The sequence below is a fragment of the Luteibacter sp. TLI7-4A genome (genome assembly GCF_056754745.1).
Window position 1 is genome coordinate 3,544,724 of record NZ_JBPGWO010000001.1, and the last position, 14,638, is coordinate 3,559,361.

General features: G+C 66.2%; 8 protein-coding genes and 1 riboswitch. Of the genes, 3 read left to right on the forward strand and 5 right to left on the reverse strand.

Going from position 1 to position 14,638, the window contains the following annotated elements; translation table 11 throughout:
• Positions 1 to 43 precede the first annotated feature (43 nt).
• Together ACR9Y6_RS15605 and ACR9Y6_RS15610 are read right to left on the reverse strand one after the other, a co-directional pair.
• A complete protein-coding gene (locus ACR9Y6_RS15605) occupies positions 44 to 3,196 on the reverse strand; it encodes an efflux RND transporter permease subunit (RefSeq protein WP_481282112.1) in 3,153 nt (1,050 codons plus the stop codon).
• A 130-nt stretch (positions 3,197 to 3,326) separates the two neighbouring features.
• Complete coding sequence (locus tag ACR9Y6_RS15610) at positions 3,327 to 5,213, reverse strand: TonB-dependent receptor domain-containing protein (protein ID WP_481282113.1); 1,887 nt, start codon at positions 5,211 to 5,213, stop codon at positions 3,327 to 3,329.
• 144 nt (positions 5,214 to 5,357) lie between these two features.
• A riboswitch (cobalamin riboswitch) is annotated at positions 5,358 to 5,601 on the reverse strand.
• A gap of 242 nt (positions 5,602 to 5,843) precedes the next feature.
• Here ACR9Y6_RS15610 and ACR9Y6_RS15615 point away from each other — a divergent pair.
• On the forward strand, positions 5,844 to 8,861 hold the full coding sequence (locus ACR9Y6_RS15615) for a TonB-dependent receptor (protein ID WP_481282114.1): 3,018 nt from the start codon (positions 5,844 to 5,846) through the stop codon (positions 8,859 to 8,861).
• Between the two features lie 335 nt (positions 8,862 to 9,196).
• On the opposite strand, the gene nagA is transcribed toward ACR9Y6_RS15615, so the two are convergent.
• The 3 genes from nagA to ACR9Y6_RS15630 all read right to left on the reverse strand — a co-directional run bounded on the left by nagA (position 9,197) and on the right by ACR9Y6_RS15630 (position 12,212).
• On the reverse strand, positions 9,197 to 10,342 hold the full coding sequence (gene nagA, locus ACR9Y6_RS15620) for an N-acetylglucosamine-6-phosphate deacetylase (protein ID WP_481282115.1): 1,146 nt from the start codon (positions 10,340 to 10,342) through the stop codon (positions 9,197 to 9,199).
• A 66-nt stretch (positions 10,343 to 10,408) separates the two neighbouring features.
• The gene (locus tag ACR9Y6_RS15625) at positions 10,409 to 11,443 is read right to left on the reverse strand and encodes an SIS domain-containing protein (protein WP_481282116.1); all 1,035 of its coding nucleotides are present in this window, start codon (positions 11,441 to 11,443) and stop codon (positions 10,409 to 10,411) included.
• 16 nt (positions 11,444 to 11,459) lie between these two features.
• Positions 11,460 to 12,212, reverse strand: a complete 753-nt coding sequence (locus tag ACR9Y6_RS15630; RefSeq protein WP_426286075.1) for a GntR family transcriptional regulator — start codon at positions 12,210 to 12,212, stop codon at positions 11,460 to 11,462.
• Between the two features lie 237 nt (positions 12,213 to 12,449).
• On the opposite strand from ACR9Y6_RS15630, the gene zwf reads away from it, so the two are divergent.
• Positions 12,450 to 13,922: a glucose-6-phosphate dehydrogenase gene (gene zwf, locus ACR9Y6_RS15635; RefSeq protein ID WP_481282117.1), complete on the forward strand. Its 1,473-nt coding sequence runs from the start codon at positions 12,450 to 12,452 to the stop codon at positions 13,920 to 13,922.
• Positions 13,919 to 14,620, forward strand: a complete 702-nt coding sequence (pgl, locus tag ACR9Y6_RS15640; RefSeq protein WP_481282118.1) for a 6-phosphogluconolactonase — start codon at positions 13,919 to 13,921, stop codon at positions 14,618 to 14,620. Before zwf ends, pgl begins: the two co-directional genes overlap by 4 nt.
• Positions 14,621 to 14,638 lie beyond the last annotated feature (18 nt).

The window sequence follows — 14,638 nt, forward strand, 5'->3', positions numbered from 1 at the left end:
TCCCACAGGGGCGGCTCCCACAGGGGCGGCTTCCACCAGTCATCTAGCCTCTAGCCTTGCGGATCTTCAGCCAGCGCTTGTACCGGCGCTTCAGCTTGCGGCGGTACTTGCGCTCCTTGCGATCGTGGTTCCACAGGTAGATCGCGGGCGTGCTGAGCAAGGTGAGCAACTGCGAGACGAGCAGGCCGCCGACGATGGCGATGCCCAGCGGCCGGCGCATTTCCGAACCCACGCCGAAGCCGATCGCCAGCGGCAGGGCCGCGCCCATCGCCACCAGGGTGGTCATCGTGATCGGGCGGAAGCGCACGAGCGCCGCCTGGCGGATGGCTTCCACCGGCGACATGCCGTGCTCGCGCTGCGCGACCAGGGCGAAGTCCACCATGAGGATCGCGTTCTTCTTCACGATGCCGATCAGCAGCAAGACCGAGATGATCGCCATCAGGGTGAGCTGGGTCTGGGTGACCAGCATGGCGAGGAACGCGCCGGCGCCCGCGGCCGGCAAGGTCGAGATGATGGTCAACGGATGGCCCAGGCTCTCGTACAGGATGCCGAGCACGATGTAGACGGCGAGAATGGCGCCGATCAGCAGCACCATGCCGTTCGACTGCGCGTCACGCAGGCGCTGGTTCGCGCCGGTGAAATCCATGCGCACGCCTTCCGGCAGGTTGATCGCATGCACGGCCTGCTCGACCAGGGTGTTGCCCTTGTCCGCCGTGATTTTCGGCGCGAGGTTGTAGGTGATATCCGCCGATTCGAGCTGGTTCTGGTGGGTCACCGCGCTCGGCACCGCGACTGGCGCGATCTTGGCCACGGCGGAGAGAGGGATCATCGTGCCCACGCTGTTCTTCACGTAGGTGTTGAGCAAGGCGTCGGGGCTCAGTGTCTGCGCGGCCGCGGCCGTCAACACCACCCAGTATTGGTTGATGTCGGAATAGATGATCGAGACCTGGCGCTGGCCGAAGGCGTTGAACAACGCCGAGTCGATCATGCCCATGCCCACCTGGAGGCGCGAGGCCGCGTCGCGGTCGACCTTCACCATCTGCTGCTTGCCGACGATGTCGAAGTCGCTGCCGACGTCGCGGAACTCCTTCATGCCGCGCATCTGGCGCACGAGCTTCAGTGCCCAGGGTTGCAGGTCCTCACCGCTGGTGCTGATCAGCTGGAACGAATACTGGCCGCGGTTGCTGTTGCCACCGCCACCGCCGAGGAACTGCACCGGATTCATGAAGACCTGGACATCGGAGAACTTCTCGTACTCCTTGCCCAGCCTGTCCATGATCTCCTTGATCGATTCCTTGCGCTGGCCCGGGGCGTTGCCCTTGGGCTTGAGGTCGACGAACATCAGGCCCTGGTTGCCCACGGCGCCACCGTTGTCGCCGCCGAGGATCGTGGTGACATCCGCCACCGTGTCGTCTTTCTGCATCAACTCGCTGACGCGCTTCAGGCGGCGCGTCATCTCATCGGGCGATATGTTGGCGTCGGCGCTGATCTGCGCCTGCAGCATGCCGGTGTCCTCGTCGGGCATGAAATTGCCACCGGCCGTCTTCACCACGGCGATGGCGAGCACGACGGTCGCGCCGAGCAGGATCAGGGGCTGCCAGCGCATCAGGCGGCGATGGCGCATCGCCCAGTCGAGCGCGCGCTGGTAGACGCCAAGGAAGCCCCGGTCGAAACGTTCCAGGGCCAGTTCCCAGCGGCCCGGCTTGCGGTCCGGCGCGTCGTGCTTGAGGTAATGCGCGCACAAGGCCGGGGTGAGCGTCAGCGACACCACCGCCGAGATCAACACGGCCGCGGCGAGCGTCACCGAGAACTCGCGAAGCAGCTTGGTGATCATGTTGTTGCCGAACAGCAACGGCGCGAACACCGCCACCAGCGACAGCGTGATGGAGATCACCGTGAAACCGATCTCGCGCACGCCTTCCAGCGCCGCGGCCATGGGTTTCGCACCGTTCTCCATGTGCCGGACGATGTTCTCGATGACCACGATGGCGTCGTCGACGACGAAGCCGATGCACAGCACCAGCGCCATCAGCGACATCGTGTTCAGGGTATAGCCCAACGTCCACATCACGACGAACGCACCCGCCAGCGACAGCGGCACGCTGAGCGTGGCGATCATCGTCGGCCCCAGGCGGCGCAGGAACACCAGCATCACCAGGATGACCATGACGATACTGATCATCAGCGCGACCTTGACCTCGTGCAGCGCCGACTGCGTGGTCTGGGTCAGGTCGAAGATCGGGGTGACCTTCGCATCCGCAGGCAGCAGCGCCTGGAACCGTGGCAACGCCGCACGGATGGCTTCCGCGGTGGCGATGGAGTTCGCCTCCGGGCGCTTGCTGATCTGCATGGTGACCGAGCGCTCGCCCTGGAACCACGCGGCCTGGAACTGGTCTTGCTGACCGCTGTGGACATTGGCGATGTCCGAGAGCCGTACCGGCACCCCGTCGCGCATGGCGATCAGGATGTTGGCGAAGTCCTTCGGATCGCGCAGGCCGTCGTTCGCGATCACCGTCATCTGCGTTTCGCCATCGGAGAGCACGCCCTGCGGCGAGTTCACGTTGGCGGCCTGCAAGGCGTTCGAGACGTCGTTCGCGGTCAGCCGCTTCGCCGCCAGGGCGTTCGTGTCCAGTTCGATGCGCACCGCATGGGGCGTCCCGCCGAACACCTGTACACGCGAAACGCCGTCGATCTGCGCCACCGCCGGGCGGATCAGCGTGTCGACCACGTCGTAGAGCTTGTCCGGGGGCATGGTCTTCGATGTCATCGCGACCAGCAGCACCGGGATCTGGCCGGTGTCGAACTTGAAGTACTGCGGTGGCGAGGGCATGCCGGCCGGAAGGTCGGCGGCCGCCGCGTTGATCGCGGCCTGTACGTCGCGGGCGGCGGCGTCGGTCGAGCGATCCATGTTGAAGCGGACGCGGACGAAGCCGGAGTTCTCCGTGCTGTTGGAGTACATCTGGTCGACGCCCGGGATCTGGCCCAGGTGGCGCTCCAGCGGCGCGATGACCGTCGACGCCATGGTCTGCGCGTTGGCGCCGGGCATCTGCGCCTGGATAAAGACCGCCGGTACCTCGATCGAAGGCAACGCGGCGACGCCCAGCAGCATGTATGCGATCGCGCCGGCGAGGGTCAGGCCCGCCGCGAGCAACGAGGTACCGATCGGCCGGCGAATGAATGGTGCAAAAAAGTTCACGACACTTCCTGTGATCGCGGGAAGGCTCCCCGCGCCCGCGAACTTTATGACGTTCCGCTTGTTTCGTCGCGTGTGCCTTTAGTGGGGGCCCTGCCGGAAGGCAGGGGTCCCCCGTTCATACGGCGGCGCGTCAGCGCCCGGGCGCGTAGCGGAACGTCAGGTAATACGTACGTCCCAACTGGTTGTAGAACGCCGCCGTCTCGTAGCGCTTGTCCGCGACGTTGGCGACCCGGCCCTGCACGCTCCAGTCCGTGTCCAGGTGCCAGGTCGCGCGGAGGTCGGCCGTGGCGTAGCCGCCGAGGCGGCGAGTGTTGGCCGCGTCGTCGTAGCTGTAGCCGGCCGCGTAGACCGAACCGCCGAGGGTGAAGCGGCCGAGGTCCTTGTCGAGGTCGACCCGCGCGGTGCGCTCGGGACGGCGCGCCAGCAAGTTGCCGTCTTGCACGCCCGAATCGCGGTTCTTCGGCTGCTGGAGGGTGGCATAGGCCCGCACGTGCCAGCCGTCGACGTCGGCGCCGACCTGTCCTTCCAACCCGCGAATGCGCGCCTTGCTCACGTTCACCGGCAGGAAGTTCGCATCGAAGCCGATCAGGTCGTCGACCGTGGTCTGGTAGGCATTCACCGCCCAGTTCCACACGCCCGGCCGCGCCGAGAGGCCGATCTCGGCCGTGCGCGAGGTTTCCGGGTTCAGGTTCACCGGTGCGCCGTAAGGGTAGAACTCGTCGTTGAACGTGGGCGCATGGAAGGCCGTGCCGTACGAGGCGGTGATCTTCATGCCGTTGTCGAAGCGGAAGCCGTAGGCCGCCGAGCCGGTCGTGTGGTTGCCGAACTGGGTGTTGTGGTCGTGCCGCGCCGACAACTGGATCTCGTGCGGACCGAACAGGCCCTGGTAGAGCGCGAACACGCCGGTGTTGTTCCGCGAGTCCTTGAGGTAGTCCGTATCGCTTTTCAGCTTTTCCTGTTGGAAGTCGACGCCCGCACTCAGCGTCTGGCCCGTCGCGAGGGTGAAGTCGTTCTGCCAGGACGCCTGGTTGCGCTTCGAATAGAGGTAACCGACGCGAGCCTTGTCCACGCCGTAATGGACGAAGTCGAGGGTCTTGTCGGCTCCATTGAGGTAATTGTCGGCACGGTCCTGGTTCTGGCCCAGACTGAGCGACATGCGCCAGTTCGCCAGCACGTCGAACGCCAGCTTCGTGCCGGCCACCTGCTGCGAGCGCCGGGTCAGGTTCTGGAAGTCGCCGTCGTACTCGATGTCGCCCTTGCTGCGCAGCCAGCTGCCGGTCAACTCGGTGCCGTCGTCCCAGCGATAGCCGCCGGACAGCGCACCGTTGTACGTGCGGGAGGCATCGTGGTCGGGTTCGTCGGTGAAGCAGCCGGCGAAGGCGGCCGCGGCGCCGATGCGGCAGGCGTTGATGCCGGCCGTGTACTGCCCGCCCAGGCTGGCGTTGTACCAGCCGTGCTGGCTTCCGCCGGACACGCCCACCTGGCCCGCCGAGTAGCCATGGCTGCCACCGGTCACCGAGAGCGTCGGCGTGGGCGCTTCGCCGGCTTGCCCGTGGCGGGTGAAGATCTGGATCACGCCGCCGATGGCATCGGACCCGTACAGGGCGGAGCGAGGGCCGCGGACGATCTCGATGTGATCGATCTGCTCCACGGGAAGCTGCTCGTAGGCGGGCAGGCCGGCGCCCACGGTGCCCACGCGGACGCCGTCCAGCAGCACCAGGGTGTGCGACGAGTTGGTGCCGCGCATGAACAACGACGTCTGCTGGCCGATGCCGCCGGCATTGGCGATCGTCACGCCCGGCAAACCGGTGAGCAGGTCCTGCACGCTCACCGGCTGCAGGCGCTCGATGTCCTCGCGGGTGATCAGGGTGACCGGCGCGAGTACCTCGTCCAGTGGCGTGGCGGCGCGATTGGCGGTCACCACGACCGGATCGAGCCGGTCGGGCGCGGCTTCGTCGGCGGCGTGGGCCGCGGCGATGGACGACAACAGAGCCGCCGCGAGCAGGGTCTTCTTCATGGAACCGTCTTCCTCAGCCGCCGGGCGGCAATGTGCGAAGGACGCTCGAGGAGGACGTGCGACGAACGGCGAACGGGCGGAAACCCGGTGGCTGCCCGGATCCGCCCTCCGCGAATCGACCGAAACAGGGACGCCCGCCACATGGGGCGGGACGCTCATCGGGCCGGTCTCCGGACTCGCGCCAGCCACCGCAGGGTGGCGGAACCGGTGCCTTCCCGCTTGCGCAGTGGCGTGAGGCCGGTTCCATGAGAAAGGTCTGACGACCTACCCGGATGGACGCTTACCGTTGCGGGGGCAGTGCCGGCCTTGCCACGACGTGGCGCACCGGCTTCCCGTTTCATCCTCCCCGGCCTTGGCCGGTCGGGACACCCGAACCGGTCGATGGTACCCGTCGGGCCCCCGGCTGTCACGGATACTTAACGGAATTCTTAACGCGCACTTGACGGGCGCAAAATAATTCGATTACAACCGCAACCGATAGCCGTCGGGCGCAATAACTTGCGCACGGGGAGCATGGGCAGCCAGGGCCGCATCCGGGGGGATGGGTACCAAAGCCCATGAGACGGCATCGAAACGAGTTCGGCCACCTCTTGTGGCCGGCTTACTTGCTGTTTATCGGGGAGACAAGACATGCAACGTTCCACCAAGCGTACCGGCGTGCTGCGCCGATCGACCCTTTGCACCGCGCTCGCCCTCTGCTTCGCCAGCGGCGCCGTGCTCGCCCAGTCCAATGCTTCCGGTGTCGTCTTCGGCCGCGTCGCGCAGCCGGAAGGCGCCGTCATCCACCTGCAGAACCTGGATACCGGCCTGACCCGTGACGTCGGCGTCGACGCCGATGGCCGCTACCGCGCCAGCTCGCTGCCGGTCGGCCGCTACAAGGTCACCGTGGAGCGCGGCGGCCAGACCGTCGAGACCCGCGACAATGTCCAGGTGAACCTGGGCGGCGGCGTCGACGTGTCCTTCGCAGGTGCCTCCACCACCACCGCCGAGGCACAGAACCTCGAAGGCGTGCAGGTCACCGGCAACGTGCTTCCCGCGATCGACGTGTCGCAGGTGGACTCGCGCACGGTGCTCACCTCGGAACAGCTGCAGAAGCTGCCGCTCGCTCGTGACGTCACCGCCGCCGCGCTGCTCGCGCCGGGCGTCATCTCCGGCGACAGCCGCTATGGCAACGTGGCCTCGTTCGGTGGTTCGTCGGCTTCGGAGAACCAGTACTACATCAATGGTTATGCGGTGACCAACGCCCTCACCGGCCTGGGCTTCACCAGCCTCCCGTATGACGCGATCGACCAGCAGCAGATCTTCACCGGTGGCTACGGCGCGGAATACGGCCGCTCGACCGGCGGCGTGATCAACATCGTGACCAAGCGTGGCGGTAACGAGTGGAAGGGTGGCGTGGGCATGTATTTCCAGCCTTCGGCACTGCGCCAGAACCCCCGCAACATCTATCGCAAGAACGGCACGCTTTATCAGAACCGTTCGGGCAACAAGAGCACCGATACGCAGTACACCGGCTACATCAGCGGCCCGCTGATCAAGGACAAGCTGTTCCTGTTCGCGGCGGGTGACTTCACTCGCTCCAACAGCCAGATCACGAGCGTCGCCACCGCGCCGCAGCGGACGAACCAGGAGCAGAAGGCCACCAAGTGGATGGCCAAAATCGACTGGAACATCACCGACAACCATCTGCTCGAAGTCACTGGCCTCGGTGACAAGACGAACACCGAGCGTAGCGTCTACAAGTACAACTACGCGACGCGCAGCCGTGGCGCCTATATCGGCACCGACAACCTCAAGAACTTCGATGCCGGTCCGGGTTCGGCACCGGGTGGCGACGTCTACATCGGCAAGTACACGGGCTATATCACCGATGACCTGACGGTCAATGCCTTGTACGGACATACCCAGACGCGTCACGAGCGCAACCTGTCGTATTCCTCGAATCCGAATTGCCCCTGGATCACCGACAATCGCTCGGTCTCCACGCCGATCGTCGGTTGCGGCCTCGTCAACGGTACCGTCCTCGGCGAAGGCGCGAAGGACAAGACGCACGGCTATCGCCTGGACATCGAATATCGCGCGGGCGATCACGACCTGCGTGTGGGCGTGGACAACCAGACGCTCGAGTCCTACTCGGGTAACGTCTACGAAGGTGGCTACCGCTGGGTTTACCAGGACGCCGGTACCGTACCGAACCGTCCCGACATCGTTCCGCCGCCGGGTGCGGATTACTTCGTCGAGAAGCGCTTGTTCCAGACCGGCGCGAGCGTCAAGACCGAGCAGGAAGCGCAGTACATCGAAGACCACTGGCAGGTCACCGATCGCTGGATGGTCTACCTCGGCCTGCGTAACGAGCAGTTCAAGAACATCAACGGCGATGGCGCGACGTATGTGAAGCAGCGCCACCAGCTCGCGCCGCGCATCGGTGCTACCTGGGACGTGTTCGGCGATTCCACGTTCAAGGTCTACGCGAACGCCGGTCGCTACCATCTCGCCATCCCGTCGAACGTCGCCATTCGTGGCGCTTCCGCTTCCACGTATTACAGCGAGTATTACTCGTACGGCGGTGTGGGCCCGAATGGCGAACCGACCGGTACCGCCCTGCTGGGTAGCCGCCGTTACCTCAACGGCGAGGATGGCACGCCGCTCGATCCGAAGACCGTCGCGGCCCAGGGTATCGATGCCTATTACCAGGACGAGTACATCCTCGGCTTCGACAAGGCGATCAACGAGAACTGGAGCTTCGGCGCCAAGGCGACGTACCGCAAGCTGAAGAGCTCGATCGACGACTTCTGCGATTCGCGGCCGTTCGAAGCGTACGCGGAGCGCAACGGCATCGACATCTCCAACGCCTCGTTGCCGGGCTGCTACCTGTTCAACCCGGGCAAGTCGAACACCTTCCTCGTGGACGTCGGTGGCGGTCAATACGTGCCGTTCAAGCTCACCAAGGACGACTTCACTTCGCCTGCGGGAGTCAAGTTCCCGGACCTCAAGCGCAGTTACTACGCTTTGGACCTGTACCTCGAGCACCACTTCGCCGACGACTGGTACGGGCGTATCGACTACACGTTCTCGCGCAGCTACGGCAATTCGGAAGGCCAGCTGAAGTCGGATATCGGCCAGCTCGATCCGTCGGTGACGCAGGACTGGGACGCGCCGGAAATCATGCAGTACACGAACGGTCCGCTGCCTAACGACCGTACCCACCAGCTGAAGGCTTATGGGTACTGGCAGATGTCGCCGGAATGGCTGCTCGGTGGCAATCTCGCGGTCGCCACGGGTCGTCCGAAGAACTGCATCGGTGTCGATCCGGTCGACGCGATCGATTACGGCGCGTCGTACTTCGAGTGCGACCTCAAGCCGTCACCGCGCGGTTCGAAGGGCCGCCTGCCGTATACCTGGAATCTCGACCTGAATGCCGAGTACCGGCCGATGTGGGCCGGCGAGAAGCAGCCCCTGGCCTTTACCGCGACGGTGTTCAACGTCATGGGCAGCCAGCGCAAGGTCGCACAGGTGGACGTGGGCGAGACGGGTGCGATCAACGAGGATACCGGCATGCCGGTGAAGAGCATCAACTACGAGCGTCCGATCGCGTTCCAGAACCCGCGCTATGTGCGCGTCGGTGTGCGTTACGACTTCTCGCTCTAAGTAGCGGGAACAGCAGCGCGCCCGGGCAACGTATCCGGGCGCGCGACGAGATCTCCCTGGAACTGGCCGGCGCGGAGCGCCGGCCTTTTTTGTCGCAGGAACTGTTGTTGTGGGAGCCGCTTCAGCGGCGAAGGGTGCTTGTGGCTAGCTTGCCCGCTGCCGCGGGATCGCCGACAAGTCGGCTCCCACCAGGTCTCCTTCCACCAGGTCCCCTTCCACTAGGTCTCCTTCCACCAGGTCTCCTTCCACCAGGTCTCCTCATCCTTGATAGCGACGAGCTTCGCCCTTGTGGGAGCCGCTTCAGCGGCGATGGGTGCTTGCCCCGGTTACAGGTATCAGCCGAAGACCTTCGTGCCGCCGATCCACGTCTCCGCGACGTGGTGGCTCTCGTCCATCACGACGAAGTCGGCTCGGTAGCCGGCGGCGATGTGGCCATGGCTGGCGCCGAGGCCGAGGAAGGCGGCGGGATAGGTCGAGGCCATGCGCGCGGCCTCGTCGTAGGCGACGCCGACCATGCCGACCGTGTTGCGTACCGCCGTCGCCATGTCCAGCGCGGAACCGGCGAGCGTGCCGTCCGCCGTCTGGCAGACGCCGTCGCGCACGGTGATGGTTTCGCCCTTCAGCACGAAGCTGGGATTGTCGGAGCCGACCGGCGGCATCGCATCGGTCACCAGCATCATCTTCTCGCGCGCCTTCGCGGCGATGGCTACGCGTAGCGAGGCCGGATGCACGTGATGGCCGTCGACGATCAGGCCGCACCAGCTGGCCGGGTCTTCCAGCGCGGCGCCGACCACGCCGGGCTCGCGGCTGGTGAATGGCGTCATCGCATTGAACAGGTGGGTGAAGCCGCGTACGCCCTTTGCGAGGGCGCCGCGCGTGGTCTCGTAGTCGGCGGCGGTGTGGCCGGCGGCGACGATCACGCCGTGGGACACGAGTTGTTCGAGCACCTCGTCCGACGCGCGTTCCGGTGCGAGGGTGAGCAAGGTGACGCCGCCATGGCGGCGCGCGACCATCGCGATGTCGTCGGCACCGGCGATGCGGAACTTGGCGGCGTCATGCACGCCCTTGCGCTCGGGCGCGATGAACGGGCCTTCGAGGTGGATGCCGAGCACGCCGGGCACGCCCTGCTCCACGGCCGCGTTCACGGCATCGATGGCCTTCGCCATCACCTCGGCGTCGTCGCTGATGAGCGTCGGCAGGAAACCGGTGGTGCCGAACTTCGCGTGCGCTTCGCCGATCGTGCGGATGGTCTCCACCGTGGGTGCGTCGTTGAACAGCGCGCCGCCACCGCCGTTGACCTGGCAATCGATGAAGCCGGGCAGCAGCGTGCGGCCGCCGAGGTCGTGGCGTTCCGCGGCGCGCACGCGCGGGTCCGATGGCAACGCCAATCCCGTGATGGTGCCGCCGTCGACCAGCACGGCGAAACCGCCCTGGAATCCGTTATCGGTGAGTACGCGGCCGTTGACGAGGGCGATGGTCATGCGGGTGTTCCTCTATCTGAAACTTTTTATGGAAGGCGGTGCCCGGCCCGAAGGCCGGTTTCGACGTCAGACCGTCTCCGTCACCTTGTTCAGGTGCGGCGGGACATCGGGATTGAAACCGCGCTTCAGGGAAAGCGCCGCGGTGGCGCGGTAGAAGCTCTGCACGGCAAGCAGCGGCGCGCTGATCGGCGCGGACGCCACCAGTGGCAGCACGCCCTCGCCCGTCGCGCCGGGCGCGGCGATCCAGACCTTGGCGTCGCGTTTGCGGAATTCAGCGGCGACGTCGAGCACGCCAGGCAGCGTGTCGTCGTTCTGCGCGAAGAACAGCACCGGGAAGTCCGGACCCACGAGCGCCATCGGCCCGTGCTTGACCTCGGCCGAACTGAACGCCTCGGCATGCAGTCCACAGGTTTCCTTGAACTTCAGCGCCGCTTCGAGGGCCCCGGCAAAGCCGAAGCCACGACCGACCACGAAAAGATTGTGCGCGTCGACGAGGCCATCGGTGAGCGCCGACCAGTCCGCGTCCCAGCCCTCGCGCAGCTGCGTGGGCAACGCGGTGAGCGCATCGCCGATGGCGGCGTTGCCGCTCCAGCGCGCGGCGATGTGAAGGATGGCGAACAAGGCGCCGAGGTAGCTCTTCGTCGCGGCGACGCTTTTCTCGGGCCCCGCATGCAGGGGCACGACCACGTCGGCGACGGCGGCGAGCGGTGAATCGACCACGTTCACCAGCGCCACCACATAGGCACCGGCTTTCTTCGCCGCCTCGGCGTTGCGGACCAGGTCCGGGCTCTTTCCCGATTGGGATACGGCGACATAGAGCGCGCCGTCGAGGTGCTGCGTGGCGTGATAGATGGACGTGACCGACGGCGAGGCCGATGCGGTGACGACGCCGAGCTGGGTCTCGAACACGTACTTGGCGTACATCGCCGCGTGGTCGGAGCTGCCGCGCGCGCAGGTGATCACCATGCGCGGCGGGTTCGCGCGCAGGCGTTCGGCGAGCGCGCCGATCACTTCTTCGTTGTGGGCCAGTTGCCGCTCGACGACCTCGGCGGTCTCGTGCGCTTCGCGGAACATCAGGGTGTCTTGCGGCTGGATCGTCATGGCGTGGTTGGGCTCTTCAGTCGCTTTGCAGTTCCGCGACGAAATCGTAGATATCGCCGCGGTACCAGGAACAGGTGAATTCGACGATGCGGCCATCCTCGAGGAAGCTGCGCCGTTCGATGTTGAGGCCGGCACTGCCGGCACCGAGGCGGAGCAGGCGGGTCTGCGCGGGTCCGAGTACCACGGCGCGCAGGCGTTGCAGCGCGCGCAGCGGGCGGTTGCCGAGCTTGTCGAGCGCTTCGTAGAGCGAGTCCTCCACGAGGTTCGGGTCGGGCAGGAGGTCCAGCGGCACCGCGCTCCGCTCGATCGCCAGCGGTTCGTCGCCCGCGTAGCGCAATCGATGCAGGCGGACCACGAGCGTGCCCGGCGACAGGTTCATGGCCATGGCTTCCTCCGGCGTGACTTCGCCGATGCCACGCTCGAAAAACTCGGAGCGGGGATTGAGGCCACGGGCGCGCAGGTCTTCCGTGAAACTGGTCATCCGCGACAGCGGCTTCACGATGCGCTCGGAAACGAAGGTGCCCGCGCCATGGCGCTGGGTGAGCAGGCCGTCCTCGACCAGGCCGCCGATCGCCTTGCGCACGGTGACCCGCGACAGGGTGAGGGCCCTGGCGAGGTCGCGTTCGCTGGGCAGGGCGTGGCCCACCTGGACCTCGCCTTTCTCGATCACGTTGCGGATGGCCCGGCGCAGGCGCATGTACGCCAGCGGCTGCCGGGTAGCCGGGTCGTGTTGCAGGCGCTGGTATTCGGCGACGAGGGCACTTTCCATCCGGCGAAGATACCAATCCACGACCACTGCGGCAAGACCGTGCAAGCCGGGGAATACCAGCCGGCCGTTCAAACAGTCGTTTGCACGATCCAAATGGGCCCGCCAAACGTTTCCAGGCCGTTATTCCGCCGTGAAAGGCGACGAAACGTCGCGGCGAGTGGTACGGGGCTGGTACGTCCTGGTATGTCACTGGTACGATCCGGAGGCATTCCAACGATCCTTCAAGAGGCCTCTGTCGTGAGCGCTCCCCTCCTGCCGATCGAACCGTTCGATCTGGTCATTTTTGGCGGCACCGGCGATCTCGCCGTCCGCAAGTTGTTGCCCGCCATGTACCACCGCTTCGCGGACGGGCAGATCCAGGCGAAGAGCCGCATCATCGGCGTGGCCCGCGAAGGCCTGGACGACGCCGCGTACCGCGAGCAGGTGCGAGCCGCGGTCGAGAAGAGCGTGTCGCATATCGTGCCCGCCCAACTCGACGCCTTCATCCAGATGATCGGCTACCGCTCGCTCGACGCGCGCAAGGCCGATGGCTGGGACGATTTCGCCAGCCTCATGGCGGCGGAGCCCAGCCATATCCGCGTGTTCTACCTGTCGACCTCGCCGGACATCTTCACCGACATCTGCCAGCGCCTGGGCTCGCTCGGGCTCAATGGCGAACGCTCGCGCGTGGTGCTGGAAAAGCCGATCGGCCGCGACCTCGACAGTGCCAACGCGATCAACGACGCCGTGGCGCGGGTCTTCGGCGAGTCGCAGACCTATCGCATCGACCATTACCTCGGTAAGGAAACGGTGCAGAACCTGTTGGCGTTGCGCTTCGGCAACGCCCTGTTCGAGCCGCTGTGGAACGCCCAGCACATCGACCACGTGCAGATCACCGTGGCCGAGACGGTCGGTGTCGGCCATCGCGCCGGCTACTACGACCGGGCCGGCGCATTGCGCGACATGGTCCAGAACCACATCCTGCAACTCCTGTGCATGCTCGCCATGGAGCCGCCGTCGTCGCTGGCGCCGGACGCCGTGCGCGACGAGAAACTGAAGGTGCTGCGTTCGCTGCGTCCGATCGACGCCCGCAACGCGGCACAGCTCACCGTGCGCGGCCAGTACCGCGCCGGTGCGGCCGAAGGCCAAGGCGTCCCGGGCTATCTCGACGAGCTCGGCAGCGACCAGTCGAAGACCGAAACCTTCGTCGCCCTCAAGGCGGAGATCGGTAACTGGCGCTGGGCCGGCGTGCCGTTCTACCTGCGCACCGGCAAGCGCCTTCCCAACCGGGTATCGGAGATCGTGGTGACGTTCCGCGCGTTGCCGCATTCCATCTTCGATCCCACCAGCGGTCCGCTGTTGCCCAACCGCCTCACGCTGCGCCTGCAGCCGGACGAAGGCGTGAAGCTGTGGCTGACCATCAAGCACCCGGGCCCGGGTGGCCTGCGCCTGCGCCACGTGCCGCTCGACATGAGTTTCGCGGCGGCCTTCGGCGTGCAGCAGCCCGACGCGTACGAACGGCTGATCCTCGATGTCGTGCGTGGCAATCCGACCCTGTTCATGCGCCGCGACGAAGTCGAGGCGGCATGGAAGTGGGCCGGCCCCATCCTCGACGCGTGGGAGGCCGGCGGCGATACGCCCAAGCCGTATACCGCGGGCACCTGGGGTCCGAGCGCCGCCGTGGCGCTCATCGAACGCGATGGCCGCACCTGGGCCGAGGACGCCGCATGAACGCAAAAGTGAACCGACACGAATTCGCCGACCGTCTCACCCTCGCCGACAAGCTCGCCCGGGAGGTCGCCTCGAAGCTCGACGCCGCGATCGAGGCACGCGGCAAGGCCACGATCGCCGTTTCGGGTGGCGGCACGCCGAAGGTGATGTTCGCCGTGCTCGCCGAGCAGGAGATCGACTGGTCCAGGGTCACCGTCACGCTGGTCGACGAGCGCTGGGTGGACACCGACAGCGACCGCTCGAATGCACGCCTGGTCTCCAGCACGCTGCTCACCCACGAAGCGCATGTCGCATCCTTCCTGCCGCTGTTCGACCGCGCACACAAGGACGACGTGGACGCCGCGCTCGCCGATGTCGGCAAGCGCGTCGACGCGCTCGGCTCCCCGTTCGACGTCGTGTTGCTCGGCATGGGGCCGGACGGCCATACCGCGTCGTTCTTCCCGGGTGGCGATCACCTCGCCGAGGCGCTCGACCTCGACGGCACGCAGCCCGTGCTGTCGATGCGCGCCGAGGGAGCGGGCGAGCCGCGCATCACGCTCAGCCTGCCGCGTGTACTCGATACCCGCGCGCTGTACCTGCACATCGAAGGCGACGACAAGAAGGACCTGCTGGGCAAGGCCCTGGCCGGCGCGGATTTCCCCATCGCCGCCGTGCTGAAGCAGGATCGCGTGCCGGTCGACGTCTACTGGGCACCGTAAGCAACCCGCCAGGCCCTG

Coding starts and splice junctions, on each gene's coding strand:
- nagA (WP_481282115.1), bottom strand. CDS start 10,342: ATGACCATCGCCCTCGTCAACGGCCGCGTACTCACCGATAACGGATTC.
- ACR9Y6_RS15625 (WP_481282116.1), bottom strand. CDS start 11,443: ATGACGATCCAGCCGCAAGACACCCTGATGTTCCGCGAAGCGCACGAG.
- ACR9Y6_RS15630 (WP_426286075.1), bottom strand. CDS start 12,212: ATGGAAAGTGCCCTCGTCGCCGAATACCAGCGCCTGCAACACGACCCG.
- ACR9Y6_RS15615 (WP_481282114.1), top strand. CDS start 5,844: ATGCAACGTTCCACCAAGCGTACCGGCGTGCTGCGCCGATCGACCCTT.
- pgl (WP_481282118.1), top strand. CDS start 13,919: ATGAACGCAAAAGTGAACCGACACGAATTCGCCGACCGTCTCACCCTC.
- ACR9Y6_RS15610 (WP_481282113.1), bottom strand. CDS start 5,213: ATGAAGAAGACCCTGCTCGCGGCGGCTCTGTTGTCGTCCATCGCCGCG.